This window comes from Streptococcus sp. k-90 (assembly GCF_013277565.1).
In the GTDB taxonomy this organism is placed as follows: Bacteria; Bacillota; Bacilli; order Lactobacillales; family Streptococcaceae; genus Streptococcus.
Genome location: NZ_VMNE01000020.1, coordinates 15,502 through 30,788, shown reverse-complemented (window position 1 = coordinate 30,788; position 15,287 = coordinate 15,502). Strand labels below are relative to the sequence as shown.

13 protein-coding genes are annotated in these 15,287 nt (G+C 42.3%); 1 reads left to right on the top strand and 12 read right to left on the bottom strand.

Features of this window, described 5'->3' with window-relative positions:
* Window positions 1–294 precede the first annotated feature (294 nt).
* The 6 genes from yaaA to HT734_RS06965 form a co-directional block, all read right to left on the bottom strand.
* A complete protein-coding gene (gene yaaA / locus HT734_RS06990; protein WP_173278476.1) occupies window positions 295–1,047 on the bottom strand; it encodes a peroxide stress protein YaaA in 753 nt (250 codons plus the stop codon).
* A gap of 78 nt (window positions 1,048–1,125) precedes the next feature.
* Complete coding sequence (locus HT734_RS06985) at window positions 1,126–1,290, bottom strand: DUF3953 domain-containing protein (protein WP_173278504.1); 165 nt, start codon at window positions 1,288–1,290, stop codon at window positions 1,126–1,128.
* A 178-nt stretch (window positions 1,291–1,468) separates the two neighbouring features.
* Window positions 1,469–3,064, bottom strand: coding sequence for a hypothetical protein (locus tag HT734_RS06980; RefSeq protein ID WP_173278478.1), 1,596 nt, complete (start codon window positions 3,062–3,064; stop codon window positions 1,469–1,471).
* A gap of 11 nt (window positions 3,065–3,075) precedes the next feature.
* The gene (locus HT734_RS06975; RefSeq protein WP_173278480.1) at window positions 3,076–3,486 is read right to left on the bottom strand and encodes a peptide deformylase; all 411 of its coding nucleotides are present in this window, start codon (window positions 3,484–3,486) and stop codon (window positions 3,076–3,078) included.
* A 115-nt stretch (window positions 3,487–3,601) separates the two neighbouring features.
* Complete coding sequence (yghU, locus tag HT734_RS06970; protein WP_173278482.1) at window positions 3,602–4,393, bottom strand: glutathione-dependent disulfide-bond oxidoreductase; 792 nt, start codon at window positions 4,391–4,393, stop codon at window positions 3,602–3,604.
* 12 nt (window positions 4,394–4,405) lie between these two features.
* Window positions 4,406–7,102 carry a cation-translocating P-type ATPase gene (locus HT734_RS06965; protein WP_173278484.1) on the bottom strand — a complete coding sequence of 899 codons (2,697 nt, stop codon included), beginning with the start codon at window positions 7,100–7,102 and terminating at the stop codon, window positions 4,406–4,408.
* Between the two features lie 307 nt (window positions 7,103–7,409).
* On the opposite strand from HT734_RS06965, the gene mntE reads away from it, so the two are divergent.
* Complete coding sequence (gene mntE / locus HT734_RS06960; RefSeq protein ID WP_173278485.1) at window positions 7,410–8,594, top strand: CDF family manganese efflux transporter MntE; 1,185 nt, start codon at window positions 7,410–7,412, stop codon at window positions 8,592–8,594.
* Window positions 8,595–8,630: 36 nt separating this feature from the next.
* Here mntE and HT734_RS06955 read toward each other — a convergent pair whose 3' ends face one another.
* From HT734_RS06955 to glmM, 6 genes are all read right to left on the bottom strand, one after another.
* Entirely contained in the window at window positions 8,631–10,502 is a 1,872-nt protein-coding gene (locus HT734_RS06955; RefSeq protein WP_173278487.1) for an ABC-F family ATP-binding cassette domain-containing protein, read from the bottom strand.
* On the bottom strand, window positions 10,499–11,698 hold the full coding sequence (locus tag HT734_RS06950) for a CCA tRNA nucleotidyltransferase (protein ID WP_345889944.1): 1,200 nt from the start codon (window positions 11,696–11,698) through the stop codon (window positions 10,499–10,501). Before HT734_RS06950 ends, HT734_RS06955 begins: the two co-directional genes overlap by 4 nt.
* The gene (gene dapB, locus HT734_RS06945; RefSeq protein ID WP_173278489.1) at window positions 11,695–12,462 is read right to left on the bottom strand and encodes a 4-hydroxy-tetrahydrodipicolinate reductase; all 768 of its coding nucleotides are present in this window, start codon (window positions 12,460–12,462) and stop codon (window positions 11,695–11,697) included. Before dapB ends, HT734_RS06950 begins: the two co-directional genes overlap by 4 nt.
* A gap of 163 nt (window positions 12,463–12,625) precedes the next feature.
* Window positions 12,626–13,474, bottom strand: coding sequence for a DegV family protein (locus HT734_RS06940; RefSeq protein WP_173278491.1), 849 nt, complete (start codon window positions 13,472–13,474; stop codon window positions 12,626–12,628).
* Window position 13,475: 1 nt separating this feature from the next.
* Window positions 13,476–13,850, bottom strand: a complete 375-nt coding sequence (locus HT734_RS06935; protein ID WP_001050079.1) for a DUF1149 family protein — start codon at window positions 13,848–13,850, stop codon at window positions 13,476–13,478.
* A 73-nt stretch (window positions 13,851–13,923) separates the two neighbouring features.
* Window positions 13,924–15,276, bottom strand: a complete 1,353-nt coding sequence (glmM, locus tag HT734_RS06930) for a phosphoglucosamine mutase (RefSeq protein WP_173278493.1) — start codon at window positions 15,274–15,276, stop codon at window positions 13,924–13,926.
* Window positions 15,277–15,287: the final 11 nt, after the last annotated feature.

Below are 15,287 nucleotides of genomic sequence, written 5' to 3'. Positions count from 1 at the left end.
ACTCTTCAAAAAAATACTCCTTTCTGTCTAAAAAGTGTAACACTTACGTCATTAAATAAAAAATAATTACACTTTTAATATAACAAATGATAGACAATAAAGCAATAGAAAAGATAGGAAATGACTAATTTTTTCTTTCAATCCTAGTAAAATTAAAGTATAAAATCTCCAAAATACTCTAGAAAAATAAAATGCATATCATCAAATTTTTCCAATATCTGATAATATGCATTTTTCTGATTTTAAAGATTTTTTAACCAACTTCATACAGTTTAGAAAAAAAGAAGTTGATTCTCAATTTGAATTTTTCTCTTTTATATATACTTCCTTAACAAAAACCAATTCCTGTGGCTGGGACAAGTCTTCTCGGTAGTTAAATCCTGCAAAGCTTAACTTACGAGCTTCCTCCACCGTCTGTACTTGATTTTCAATCAGAGATGTCAGAAAAGCTCCACGCGCTTTCTTCGAAATAGTTGAATGAATCTTCAGCTGACCACCCTTGTCCTCCATGAATTTGAAGGTCACCATTTTTTCTCTAATTTCCTTAGAAAATACAGTCTCAAATTCGGATGACAAGAGGGAGAAAATCACTTCTTCCTGCTTCACAGATTCATCATAGACTGCCTTCCAATGGCTCTTCAAAGTCTTACCAGCGACTTTTAATTTCATCAAAAAGTCCAAACGGTGAGGTGCCATAGGTGACAAGGCTGGAACGACACCGTACAAAGCCGAGGTGATAAAGACATGATTTTCAAGATAAGCTTGTTCCACCTCGGTCAACTTATCTCGCTTGATATGGCGATACATGAGCCCATCAAAAAGTTTCAAGGCTGGGTAGTGTTGAGCAGTTTTCCTTTTCAAAGCTTGGATATGTTGAAATTCTTCCGCTGCCTTCTCAGCTGATACCTTATAAAAACTCTCCAATTGACTAGCAGAATAGAGGGCCAAGGCATCAAGTACGGCTTGACTTTCTGGTTTTAAAGGAGCATCTTCGATACTTGGCAAGTCTGTGTTCATTTCTTTTGCTGTTGGGATTAAAATTTTCATATTAATAGTGTAGCATATTTTTTAGCCGCTACCAAGAAATTCATCTAAAAAACCTCGTTTTGAGCGAGGTTTCTTTGCTTATTTTGGCCATCCTAACCACATAGCCACGAGAACAAGGGATATTCCAGCTAAGCTTGTTAAGATAGATAAGAATTTACCTTTTTTCTCCTTAAACAGAGAAAAACCTATCTTCAAAGCGAGCAGTCCGAGTAACATTGAAGCAAGCATCACATAAAACCCCATTTCTTTGTCCTCCATTAGGCTTAATTTACCTTATTATAACATATATTTCTTAAATAAACCTTTTTTATACTCAATGAAAATCAAAGAGCAAACTAAGAAACTAGCCGCAGGTTGCTCAAAGCACAGCTTTGAGGTTGCAGATAAAGTTGACGTGGTTTGAAGAGATTTTCGAAGAGTATTACTGGACTTTAAAGGTCTTGAGATAATTATCTTTTCCTACTTGACCTTCAAAAGTTTTACCATTTTCAAGATAAGGAAGGTCATCTGATACAGAAGCCTTGACCTTGTAAATCTTGCCATCAACTTTAAAGAAGTAGACGGTATCGCCCTTGATAACAGCTGATTTGAGGTCTGCTACCACACCCTTGATGCTTTCTGTCGTTTCATTGTCAATTTCAAGGTCGTTTTTGTTTGCGTATTTGCTGAGTAGTTCTTCCACTGTCGTGGCTACGATAACATTTTGGTACTCGACTGCGTCTACCAGGGCATACTCTTTGACCAAGCCAGCATTGTCCTTCAAGCCCATGATGTAGAGAGGCTTGTCATTGAGGTTGATGAGGATTGGGAAGGTTGCCTTGTAGGATTTCTCTTGGACAGCACCTTCGGCTGATTCACGTGCTGATTCTTCGGTCGCAGAAGCCAAGCTGTACTTCGTAATTTCTCCTGTCCGCATATTTTCAAGGATGAAACCAAGATTACTTTCATCTGCATTGGCTGATGTCACACCTGTGTATAGATAGATGTCATTACCGATAGACAAGTAATTATAACCCTTGGTAGTCTGGGTCACGTTTTTCTTGGAAATCATGGCATTCAAGAAACCATCCTTGTACTTGCCGTTGTAGTTGATTTGCTCAATGGTTTCCTCAGCTGGATAGACCCTGTCCACCCATTCTGGAACTTCAGCCAAGCTGTATTCCTTGGTTTCTCCATTTGTAGCATCCAAAATAATGACTGAAACAGGACGGGGAACCGCAAGTCCAAATTGCTTTTGGTAAACCGTTGCTACATAGAAAGGATTGCCCTCATCGTCCACCTCAAAAGATGGAGTCTTGAAGATCTTGGTTGGGTACTTAAAGCGCAGATGACGCTTGACATCGCGGTTAAAATACTCCGAGTCTGAATATTTGATTGGTGTCTTCAAGTCCACCAAATTCGCATTTCCAGTTACCATGTCCACCTTGATATACTCGCCGATTCCCTTAGCTTGATTATTAAACCACTTGATAGGATCTGCATATTCTAGTGGCGTAACCCGATAAGGCTTTCCATCAATCGTCAGTTGGGTATAGGTATCTGCGGCTACATATTGCGACACCTTATCCGTTAGAGAACCCAAGTAGCGGTCACCAATTTTCTCAGCAGTACTTCTATCTAGAATAGGAACCTTACTGGTATCAGTCTTAGGAAATTCAGTAAAGTCTTTTTCCGTAACTGTGACTACATTAGCATAATTTTTAGCCTGAAAAATGCTGGAAGTCACCAAGGAAACCAAGGCTGCTAAGAGAAGAATCCCTCCAATAGAAACAAAAAGAACTTTACCTAACCGATTGATTTTGAAACCCTCAAGATTTAAGGCAGCTTCCGCCTTGCCGTGGCGCACATGAACTGTTTTGACCAGATTGATTCCCTTGCCAAAGCCAAATAAGATTGCCACAAGCAGCAAATGCCCACAGAGAAAAAAGAGAAATTCCCAGCTGGTCAGGTTAAGAGGCGGTAAAAAGATATACCAGGTCGTTGCGATAAAAATAAATTCAAAGACTATTCGTTTCATTTGCTTTCCTCCTAAATGATTCGTCCTTCCAAGTGATCCAGTTCATGCTGGCAAATCTGAGCTGGGAAGCCTGTCAAGGTAATAGTCTGTTCCTGCCACTTGCTGTCACGATAGGAAATCCTTATAGTTTCATAACGCTTAGTTGGTCTCACACCTACCAAGGACAAACAGCCTTCTTCTGTCTCATAAGGTCCTTCAAAAGACAGGAGCACAGGGTTAAACATGACAACAGGAACCAAACCCAGATTAAAGATAATCACTCGCTTCTGTACCCCAATCATATTGGCGGCCAGACCCACACAGGTCTCACGATTTGCTAAAAGTGTATCCTGTAAATCTCTAACAAGATACAGATCATCCTGACTTGCCGGCTGAGAGACTTGAGATAAAAACAAAATATCCTTCACAATTTTCTTTTCCACTTCCTCACACTCCTCTTGCTTTTTACTATATTATAGCAATTATAGCACAAAAGCCGATAACTGCAAGCCCTTTCCCTCAACTGTAGCAAAAAGCCATCCGAAGATGACTTTTTTGCTATTTAATTTCTTTATAAGTGACTTCTATGCCACGCTTAACAGCTGGACGATTGGCAATTTTTTCTGCCCATTTTACTAAATTCTGGTAACTTGAGGCATCTAAGAATTTTGCAGAACCTTGGTAAAGTTTTCCTTGAACTAACTGTCCATACCAAGACCAGATAGCAATATCTGCAATCGTATAGTCATTGCCTGCAATATAAGGTTTCTGAGCCAATTCCTTATCCAACAAATCCAACTGGCGTTTCACTTCCATCGTAAAACGATTAATTGGATATTCCAATTTTTCAGGGGCATAATTAAAGAAATGTCCAAATCCCCCACCTAGAAAAGGTGCAGCACCTGCTTGCCAGAATAGCCAATTCAAAACTTCTACCTTTTCCACAGGATTACTTGGTAGAAAAGCTCCAAATTTCTCAGCAAGGTATAGAAGAATATGAGCAGACTCAAAGACTCTTACTTCTTCAGCCCCAGACTGGTCCAACAAGGCTGGAATCTTTGAATTTGGATTGAGCTTTACGAAGTCTGAACCAAACTGATCCCCATCCATAATAGCAATCTTATACAAGTCGTAAGTCGCTTGCTCAGAACCAGCTTCTAATAATTCTTCCAATAAGATAGTGACCTTCACACCATTTGGTGTTCCCAGTGAATAAAGCTGAAAAGGTTGTTCTCCTTTTGGCAAGTCTTGTTCGAAACGGGCACCTGCTGTTGGTTTATTTAGTCCCGTAAAGGCTCCTTGATTACTAGCTTCATCCTGCCATACGGTCGGTAATTGATAAGCTGACATCAGAAACCTCCCTTATATCGCATTCTTATCAAAGCCGAGTTTGCGTTGGATAAATTTAACGATTTCGACGATGATAATCATTGAGAAGCTTCCAGCCATGACAATTCCCCATTGTGACAAGTCTAGTTTGGTTACGTGGAAGATTCCTTCAAGTGGCTCTACGACGATTGTTGCCATGAGAAGAATGAAGGATACCAAGATGGACCAGTTGAATGTCTTAGACTTGAATGGGCCAACTGTCAAGATGGATTGGTAAACAGACTTGACATTGTAAGCATGGAAGAGCTGAATCAAACCAAGGGTTGCAAAGGCCATAGTAAGGGCATCTGCATGAATGGCATGATTGTCACCCACATGCACTGGGTAAGCAATCGCAAGACCATAAACACTCATAACAATAGCTGCTTGGAGTACACCTTGATAGATGATAGAACTGAAAACACCACCTGAGAAGAAGCTTGCCTTGCGTCCACGTGGTTTATGATTCATGACACCAGGCTCAGCAAGTTCAACACCAAGAGCGATAGCTGGGAAGGTATCTGTTACCAAGTTAATCCACAAAAGATGAACTGGCTGTAAGACATCCCAACCAAACAAGGTTGATAGGAAGATGGTTAATACTTCAGCAGTATTGGCAGAAAGCAGGTATTGAATGGTCTTCTGAATGTTTGAGAAGACCTTACGTCCTTCTTCAACTGCAACAATGATAGTCGCAAAGTTATCATCTGCAAGAATCATGTCAGAAGCCCCCTTAGAAACCTCTGTACCAGTGATTCCCATACCGATACCGATATCGGCTGTTTTCAGAGCTGGCGCATCATTGACACCGTCACCTGTCATGGCAACGACCTTACCTTGTTTTTGCCAAGCCTTGACGATACGAACCTTGTGTTCTGGAGACACACGGGCATAAACAGAGTATTGACCAACTACTTTTTCAAAGTCTTCATCAGATAGCTCGTTGAGTTCAGCACCAGTTAAAACGTGGCCTTCGGTATCATTTGCATCGATGATTCCCAATCGTTTAGCAATGGCTTCTGCAGTGTCTTGGTGGTCACCTGTAATCATGATTGGACGAATTCCCGCTTCCTTAGCTACACGAACAGCCTCAGCAGCTTCAGGACGTTCAGGGTCAATCATCCCAATCAAACCAGTGAAGATTAAATCATTTTCAAGTTCTTCAGAAGTGAGATTTTCTGGAATGCTATCGATAATCTTATAAGCTCCTGCAAGGACACGCAAGGCTTGATGGGCCATTTCAGAGTTGTTTGTATGAATGAGGTTTGTAACCTTCTCATCAATCGGAGCAATATCTCCAGCCTTATCACGAAGAACACAACGTTTCAAAAGTTGGTCTGGCGCACCTTTGACCGCCACAAGGAAACGACCATCTATCAATGGGTGAACTGTTGACATGAGCTTACGGTCAGAGTCAAATGGCAACTCAGCTACACGAGGATATTTCTCTAAAAATCCTTTGACATCGTAGCCCTTGTCCAAGGCATATTGGATGAAGGCTGTTTCTGTTGGATCACCAATCAGGTTTCCTTCCACATCGATTTTCGTATCATTGGCCAAAACAACTGAACGAAGTAGTGGCATTTCAAGACCTAGTTCAATGTCATCAGCTGAGTCATGTAGGACTGCATCATAGAAGACTTTTTCGACTGTCATCTTGTTCATAGTCAGCGTACCAGTCTTATCAGAAGCGATGATTTCAGTTGAACCAAGTGTTTCAACTGCTGGCAACTTACGAACGATAGAGTTACGTTTTGCCAAAACTTGAGTACCAAGGGCAAGAACGATAGTCACGATAGCAGGAAGTCCTTCGGGAATGGCTGCAACGGCAAGCGCAACAGAGGTCATCAACTCACCAAGTGGATCTTTTCCTTGAATAAAGACACCTACAACAAAAGTAACAAGGGCAATGACCAAGATAGCATAGGTCAAGACCTTAGAAAGATTGTTCAAGTTTTGTTTGAGTGGTGTATCTGTCTCATCCGCATCTTGAAGCATACCAGCGATGTGACCAACCTCAGTATACATCCCTGTATTAACTACAACACCCATCCCACGACCATAGGTCACGTTAGAATTTTGGAAGGCCATGTTGACACGGTCCCCAATACCAGCATCTGCAGCAAGCTCGACTGTTAAGTCTTTTTCTACTGGAACAGACTCACCTGTAAGAGCTGCTTCTTCAATTTTAAGAGAGTTGGCTTCTAGTAAACGTAGGTCTGCAGGTACTACATCACCAGCTTCAAGGGCAACGATATCTCCAGGTACCAATTCTTTAGAGTCAATCTCCGCCATATGCCCATCACGAAGAACGCGAGCAGCTGGACTAGACATGGATTTGAGAGCTTCGATAGCTTCTTCGGCTTTTCCTTCTTGGTAAACACCAAAGGCAGCATTGATGATTACCACTGCTAAGATGATAATGGCATCTGCGATATCTTCCCCACCAGAAGTCACGACTGACAAGATTGCTGCCGCAACTAGGATGATAATCATCAAATCCTTAAATTGCTCGATGAATTTGACTAGGATTGATCGTTTCTCGCCTTCTTCGAGTTCATTGTGGCCAAATTCGGCAAGGCGCTTTTCAGCCTCACTTGATGACAAACCTTGCTCGGTCGCATCCACAGCCTTCAAGACCTCTTCAGGACTCTGAGTATAAAACGCTTGGCGTTTTTGTTCTTTTGACATGTGTCTCCTCCTTGACATTGTGTGCAAAACAGACTCTCTTTTCCTCATCGTATCTTTTCACGACAAACAAAAAGAGACCTGTTAATCATAACAAGTCTCGCTGTTTAAGATAGTGCCGGAAAGCATACTTTTTCAGTATAAAATTCGGAATGACGACACTATCACAGGTTTCTGCCAGCTACTCCCTTGAGTAGTTCTATTATACCAAATTTTGGGAAGTTTTAAAAGAGTAAAAACTACCTTATTTGAATTTTCCCTTGAAAACCAGTATAATGGTAAAATGCTATGTGACTAGAAAGGAAGTTGAATGAAGCAATCTATTTCAAATCTCAAGTTAGCTGAGCGTGGGGCCATTATCAGCATTTCGACCTACCTGCTCTTATCTGCAGCCAAATTGGCAACTGGTCACCTCCTTCATTCATCCAGTTTGGTGGCCGATGGTTTCAACAACGTGTCGGACATCATTGGAAATGTGGCCCTCTTGATTGGTATTCGAATGGCGCGCCAGCCTGCTGACCGAGACCACCGTTTTGGCCACTGGAAGATTGAAGATTTGGCTAGCTTGATCACTTCCATCATCATGTTTTATGTTGGCTTTGATGTGCTGAGGGACACCATTCAAAAGATTCTCAGCCGGGAAGAAACGGTCATTGATCCTCTGGGTGCAACCCTAGGAATCATTTCTGCAGCGATTATGTTTCTAGTTTATCTCTACAATACTCGCCTCAGTAAGAAATCCAACTCCAAGGCACTGAAGGCTGCTGCCAAGGACAATCTTTCTGACGCTGTTACCTCACTTGGTACTACCATTGCCATCCTGGCTAGCAGTTTCGATTATCCCATTGTGGATAAACTGGTTGCTATCATCATCACTTTCTTTATCTTGAAAACTGCCTATGATATCTTCATCGAGTCTTCCTTTAGCCTTTCAGATGGCTTCGACGACCGCCTGCTTGAGGAATATCAAAAGGCCATTATGGAAATTCCCAAAATTAGCAAGGTTAAATCTCAAAGAGGTCGCACCTACGGTAGCAACATTTACCTTGATATTACGCTAGAAATGAATCCTGACTTATCTGTTTTTGAGAGTCATGAAATCGCGGATCAAGTCGAGTCTATGCTGGAGGAGCGTTTTGGCGTCTTTGACACCGATGTCCATATCGAGCCAGCACCTATCCCTGAGGATGAGATTTTAGACAATGTCTATAAAAAATTGCTTATGCGTGAGCAATTGATTGACCAAGGAAATCAACTAGAAGAACTCTTGGCTGATGATTTTGTCTATATTCGCCAAAATGGAGAGCAGATGGATAAAGAGGCTTATAAAGCCGAAAAAGACTTGAATTCTGCTATCAAGGATATACAAATTACTTCTATCAGTCAGAAAACAAAACTCATCAGCTATGAGTTAGATGGTATCATCCACACCAGTATCTGGCGCCGCCACGAAACTTGGCAAAATATCTTTCATCAAGAAACTAAAAAAGAATAGAGAAATCCTGTCATGAGACGGGATTTTTCTATTCTTCTAGCCATCAAATTCACTTAGGTATTCATAGCGTTCGTATTTTTCAAGGAGTGCTTCGTTTTTCTCATCCAATTCTTTTTGGAGAGTAGCCAGCTTACCAAAGTCAGAGCCGTTGGCCTGCATCTCCTCTTCAATAGCAGCGATACGATTTTCCAAGGCTTCAATATCACCTTCAATACTTGCCCACTCCTGCTTTTCTTGGTAGGTCATGCGTTTCTTGTCTTCTCTGACTTTGACGACTTTCTCCTTTTCGGACTTTTGCACTTGATTGGCCATATCTGCTTCAAAGGCTTTTTCATCAAGATAGTCCGTGTAATGACCAAAGAAAGGACGAATCTTGCCATCTTCAAAAGCCAGAATCTTAGTCGCTACCTTATCCAAGAAATAGCGGTCATGGCTAACTGTCAAAACAGGACCCGCAAATCCTTGCAAGAAATTCTCCAAAACTGTCAAGGTTGCAATATCCAGATCATTGGTTGGCTCGTCCAAGAGAAGAACATTTGGTTTTTCCAAGAGCAATTTGAGGAGATAAAGACGTTTTTTCTCGCCGCCAGACAACTTCTCAATCAAGGTTCCATGCGTCGAACGTGGGAAAAGAAACTGCTCCAGTAATTCTGCAATAGAAGTCGTAGAACCACCGCTGGTCTTGACCTCTTCTGCTACTTCCTGCAAGTAATTGATAACACGCTTGCTTTCATCCAAGCCCTCAATTTGCTGAGAGAAATAGGCGATGCGAACAGTTTCCCCAATCACAACTTGTCCTTGAGTTGGCTCAAGACTTCCTGCAATCAAGTTGAGCAGGGTTGATTTTCCAACACCGTTGTCCCCAACGATTCCAATACGATCTTTAGCCTGCACCAAAAGATTAAAATCTTGCAAAATGGGCTTATTTTCATAGGCGAAGGAAACATCCTGAAACTCGATGACTTTCTTCCCGATCCGACTGGTTTCAAAGTTCATGGTCAAGTCTGTCTCCGCAGCACCACCTGAAACTTCTTTCTTCAGGTCATGGAAACGATTGATACGAGCCTGCTGCTTGGTAGCACGCGCCTGCGGTTGCCTGCGCATCCATGCCAATTCTTGCTTATAGAGTTGTTCCTTTTTGTGGTGAAGAGCTGCATCGCGCTCATCCTGTTCCGCCTTTAGGCGAACATAGTCCTGATAATTCCCCTGATATTCGGTCAAGCCAGCTCGGTCCAACTCGAAAATCCGTGTTGACAAAGCGTCCAAGAAATAACGATCGTGGGTGATAAAAAGGACGGTTTTCTTGGAATTTTTCAAAAAGAGGGTCAGCCACTCAATAGTCGCAATGTCCAGATGGTTGGTCGGCTCGTCTAGAAGCAAGAGGTCGTGGTTGCCAAGTAAAACTTGCGCCAACTGAACCCGTCTTCTTAGACCACCTGACAATTCTCCAACTGGAATAGATAAATCCTGAATACCTAGCTTGCTAAGAACCGTCTTGACCTGACTCTCAATTTCCCAAGCTTGGAGAGAGTCCATTTCTGCCATGACACGTTCCAAACGCGCCTGCTTGTCCTCACTATAGTTGAGCATGAGGAGTTCATACTCACGAATGAGTTGGATTTCCTTGAGGTCGCTGGATAGGACTGTATCCAAGACCGTCTTGTTATCATCAAAATCAGGATCCTGAGTCAAATAACCAATCTGGTAATCATTTTTAGCTGAAAAAGGACTGACATCCCCATCAAAGCCAGAAACACCAGAAAGGACATCCAAAAGGGTAGTCTTGCCCGTTCCATTGACACCAATCAAACCGATTCTGTCTAGGTCATGGATGATAAAGGAAATATCCTTAAAAACAGTCTTGTCACCGACGGATTTAGTTAGTTTTTCAACGATAAAATCACTCATTTTTTCTCCCTCAGATAAGCATGGATGGCTTGACGGTCATTTTCCAATTCTCCATCGACAATGGCATATTCAATCTCTGTTAAAATCTCTCCCAAATCTGGACCTGGTTGATAGCCATATTCCTTGATCAAAATACCACCATTAATCTGAATTTCTTTCTTGTCATGAATGGTCAAGCTCTGGTAGGTTTCTGTGATGGCTTGCGGGTTAACTTCTTTTCCTTGAGCCTGACGAAGATTTTCAGCTTGTAAAAGCAAAGCCAAGTCAAAGCGATAACAATCGCGCTTGCTCAATTCTCCCTTTTCACGCAAGACCAAAATAGTCAGTAAATCCTGTACCTGCTTGGCAAACTGACGTGAGGTCTTCCAAGCCTTCAAAAAGGGCTGCGCATTTTCAATCTCCAAAGCCCACAGTAGAGCCGCCCAGGCTTGCTCTGAAGATTCAAAGGTGAAATTAGCCTCCAAATCAAACAGTCTGTTGAGCTTGTCTTGGCTAGATGCCATATCAGGGAGATAGTCATAAGCTTGACTCTCAATCATGGAAGCCAAGCCCCTTCTCCAAAATGGAGCCAACAAGAGTTTATCAAACTCAACAAAAGTACGTTCTACAGAAATTTTCTCCAAAAGTGGCGTCAAGGTCTTCATAGCTTTAAAGGTTTCTGGCTCAAGTTCGAAGCCAAGACTGGCCTGAAAACGGAAGCCACGCATAATACGCAAAGCATCTTCGTTGAAACGCTCACTAGCCACTCCAACTGCTCGCAAAACTTGCTTTTCCAAATCTTCTAAACCATGGAACAAGTCAATGATTTCCCCTGTCTCGTCCAAGGCAAAGGCGTTGACTGTGAAATCACGGCGTTTGAGGTCTTCTTCTAGCGAACGAACAAAGGAAACCGCACTGGGTCTGCGATAGTCCACATAGACATCTTCTGTCCGAAAGGTGGTTACCTCATACTCCTCATCCCCATCTAAAACCAAGACGGTTCCATGCTCGATTCCGATATCGGCTGTTCGCGGAAAAATCTGCTTGGTCTCCTCTGGATAGGAAGAAGTCGCAATATCCACATCGTGGATGGGACGATTGAGAAGGGCATCTCGAACAGAACCCCCAACAAAATAGGCCTCAAAACCTGCTTCTTTAATTTTTTCTAATACTGGTAAAGCCTTCTGAAATTCAGAAGGCATTTGCGTTAATCTCATAATAAGTGTTCTAATCCATAGACAAGCTCATGACGCTTGACAACTTCTTTAATTCCCAAATTCACCCCTGTCATGAAGGAGCTGCGATCATAGGAGTCATGACGGAGGGTCAATCCTTCTCCCTGATTGCCAAAGATGACTTCCTGATGGGCTACCAAGCCTGGTAAACGAACTGAGTGAATCCGCATGCCATCAAAGTCAGCACCACGGGCACCTGCAATCAATTCTTCCTCATCAGGCGCACCTTGCTGGATAGACTCTCGAACCTCTGCCATCAGCTCAGCTGTTTTAATGGCTGTTCCACTCGGAGAATCCTTTTTCTTGTCATGATGGAGCTCGATAATCTCCACATTTGGGAAATATTTGGCAGCCTGCGTCGCAAACTGCATAAGTAAGACAGCACCCAAGGCAAAGTTAGGGGCGATCAAGCCACCCAAATCTTGAGCACGAGAAAATGCTTTTAGCTCTGCAATTTCTTCACTTGTGAAACCTGTTGTTCCAACTACTGGAGCAAAGCCATTTTCAAGAGCAAAACGTGTATTTTCGTAGGCAACAGTTGGAGTAGTAAAATCTACCCAGACATCTGCTTCAAAACCTGCTAAATCAGCCTTATCCTTGAAAACAGGAATACCCTGCCATTCTGACTCAGACTCAAAAGGATCCAAAACTGCTACCAAGTCCAAGTCTGGATCAGCCAAGACCATCTGACAAGCAGCTTGGCCCATCTTTCCCTTAAAACCAGCAATAATTACTCGAATACTCATCTCTACTCCTGTCTAAGATACAAAGGACCTTAGCTGCCCATGAAAAATAGGGAATGGCGCTGACTTTCCACGAAAGGCAAGACAGGCATCTTTTTTCAAGAGGCAGGTAGTCCGTGTTCAATTGCTAAGATACAAGCCATCTTAACTAGTCTAGAAGTGCCAACTAAATCACTGGAATATAACCCAGAGCAATGCTTCCTGATCCTAGGTGTGTCCCAATGACACTACCAAATGTAGCTAGTGAAATATCCGTACCCACTCCAGATTCAAGCAAGTGTTGACGCAATTCCTCAGCCTTTTCGGGAGCATTCCCGTGAATGACAATGATACGGTATTGGCCTGAAGCTGTTGTTTCCTTGATAATCTCAATTAAGCGCTTGGTTGCTTTCTTTTCAGTACGAACTTTTTCGTAAACCTCAATCACACCTTGGTCGTTGAAATAAAGGATTGGCTTAATGCTAAGCAAATTGCCCAAAATGGCAGCCCCATTTGAAAGGCGTCCACCTTTAACCAAATGATCCAAATCATCTACCATGATAAAGGCTGACGTACGGCTAATTTGAATGGCTAGCTTATCCTGAATGCTGGCAAAATCATCGCCCTGGTCACGCCAATTAAAGACGCTTTCAACCATGATACCCAGAGGAGCACTTGTAATCAAAGTGTCTGGAAAAGCAATGGTTAAGCCCTCATATTCATCTATCATATACTGGATATTTTGGTAAAAACCTGAAATTCCAGAAGATAGGAAAAGCCCCAAGGCATGGGTATAGCCTTGTTCTTTGAGCGAAGTTAATATTTCATCTAACTTAGCAATACTTGGTTGACTAGTCTTAGGCAATTCAGAAGCCTGAGCCATTTTTTGGTAAAATTCCTCAGCAGTCAGATTGATGCCTTCGACATACTCCTCACCATCAATATTGACAGGAATATCCAAGACAAATAAATCTTCTCTTTGCAAGGTCTCTGCACTGAGATAAGCAGAGGAATCTGTGATAACAGCTAGTTTCATATTAGAACTCCAAATTGATTCCTGGTAAGTCTAATGCAATTTCAGTTACTTCGTAAGTCAAACGGTTGAGCATGTTCAAACATGGACGAGCCAAAGTTTCCACCTCTTCTTGGTTCAATTCACTTGGCTCGTTAACAATACGACCATCGATATGGTTCACTTGTGAAATGGTTCCACTAATGACAAATTTATCAAATACAATCATAAAGCTCAAGATGACAATCAAGGAAGTCACTTGATTTTCTTGGTCATGTTGAATCAATTGGAAGTTCACATCCACCTTAGTTTCAGGAGCTCCATTTTCATTTTCCCATTCAAAATTACGCGCATCAAAATGATACTGACTAACAAATTCTTGTTCACGTTTAAGATTCATGTCTTTCTCCCTCGGCTACAATATTATAAGCTATTGTACCATAATTTTTTATTTTCATCTAGTTTTCTCGGATTTAGTCAATCCCGATTTCAGCTCGCACTACGTCAGCGATGGTATCAACATAGTAGTCCACTTCTTCTGTTGTAGGCGCTTCTGCCATAACACGTAAGAGGGGCTCTGTTCCACTTGGACGAACAAGGATACGGCCATTCCCTGCCATTTCAGCTTCCATCTGCTCGATAATAGCTTTGATAGCTGGCACTTCCATAGCCTTTTCCTTCATGGCATTTTCCACTCGGATATTGACTAATTTTTGTGGATAGATGGTTACTTCTGCTGCCAACTCTGACAAGCTCTTACCAGTTTCCTTCATGATTTTTGTCAATTGGACAGCTGATAATTGACCATCACCAGTTGTATTGTAATCCATCAAGATGACGTGACCAGACTGTTCACCACCAAGATTGTAGCCTGATTTTCTCATTTCTTCAACAACGTAGCGGTCGCCGACTGCAGTAACTGCCTTATTAATACCTTCGCGGTCCAAGGCCTTGTGGAAACCAAGGTTAGACATCACGGTTGTCACAATTGTATTTTGGGCCAATTGTCCTTTTTCAGAAAGGTATTTCCCGATAATGAACATAATCTTGTCACCATCGACGATGTCGCCATTTTCATCAACAGCAATCAAGCGGTCACTGTCTCCATCAAAGGCCAAACCGATAGCTGACCCGCTTTCTTTGACCACTTCTTGAAGGGCTTCTGGGTGTGTTGAACCGACATTAAGGTTGATGTTAAGACCGTCTGGTGTTTCCCCTATAATAGTCAATTGAGCTCCAAGGTCTGCAAAGATTTGACGGGCACTTGTAGATGCTGCACCATTGGCTGTGTCCAAGGCAACCTTCATTCCTTCAAGAGGAGTTCCAGTTGAAACAAGGTATCCTTCATACTTACGCAAACCTTCTGGATAATCTACCAAGGTTCCCAAGCCTTCTGCACTTGGACGAGGAAGAGTGTCTTCCTCAGCATCTAGCAAGGCTTCAATTTCTGCTTCTTTTTCGTCATCTAGTTTGAAGCCATCCCCACCAAAGAACTTGATTCCATTATCAAGGGCTGGATTATGACTAGCAGAAATCATGACACCTGCACTTGCTCCCTCTGTTTTGACCAAGTAAGCTACTGCTGGCGTCGCAAGAACACCGAGTTTATAAACGTGAATCCCTACTGAAAGGAGACCTGCCACCAAGGCTGATTCTAGCATTTCCCCTGAAATACGTGTGTCACGTCCTACAAAGACTTTCGGTGCTTCCGTTTCATGTTGACTAAGAACATAGCCTCCAAAACGTCCTAGTTTAAAGGCCAATTCTGGTGTTAGTTCTACATTAGCTTCTCCACGGACTCCATCAGTCCCAAAATATTTACCCATTTTTATAAAAT

What these genes read in the sequence shown, in the direction of transcription:
- yaaA (WP_173278476.1), bottom strand. Translation starts at nt 1,047, where the DNA reads ATGAAAATTTTAATCCCAACAGCAAAAGAAATGAACACAGACTTGCCA.
- HT734_RS06985 (WP_173278504.1), bottom strand. Translation starts at nt 1,290, where the DNA reads ATGGGGTTTTATGTGATGCTTGCTTCAATGTTACTCGGACTGCTCGCT.
- HT734_RS06980 (WP_173278478.1), bottom strand. Translation starts at nt 3,064, where the DNA reads ATGAAACGAATAGTCTTTGAATTTATTTTTATCGCAACGACCTGGTAT.
- yghU (WP_173278482.1), bottom strand. Translation starts at nt 4,393, where the DNA reads ATGTCAGCTTATCAATTACCGACCGTATGGCAGGATGAAGCTAGTAAT.
- HT734_RS06965 (WP_173278484.1), bottom strand. Translation starts at nt 7,102, where the DNA reads ATGTCAAAAGAACAAAAACGCCAAGCGTTTTATACTCAGAGTCCTGAA.
- mntE (WP_173278485.1), top strand. Translation starts at nt 7,410, where the DNA reads ATGAAGCAATCTATTTCAAATCTCAAGTTAGCTGAGCGTGGGGCCATT.
- HT734_RS06955 (WP_173278487.1), bottom strand. Translation starts at nt 10,502, where the DNA reads ATGAGTGATTTTATCGTTGAAAAACTAACTAAATCCGTCGGTGACAAG.
- HT734_RS06950 (WP_345889944.1), bottom strand. Translation starts at nt 11,698, where the DNA reads ATGAGATTAACGCAAATGCCTTCTGAATTTCAGAAGGCTTTACCAGTA.
- dapB (WP_173278489.1), bottom strand. Translation starts at nt 12,462, where the DNA reads ATGAGTATTCGAGTAATTATTGCTGGTTTTAAGGGAAAGATGGGCCAA.
- HT734_RS06940 (WP_173278491.1), bottom strand. Translation starts at nt 13,474, where the DNA reads ATGAAACTAGCTGTTATCACAGATTCCTCTGCTTATCTCAGTGCAGAG.
- HT734_RS06935 (WP_001050079.1), bottom strand. Translation starts at nt 13,850, where the DNA reads ATGAATCTTAAACGTGAACAAGAATTTGTTAGTCAGTATCATTTTGAT.
- glmM (WP_173278493.1), bottom strand. Translation starts at nt 15,276, where the DNA reads ATGGGTAAATATTTTGGGACTGATGGAGTCCGTGGAGAAGCTAATGTA.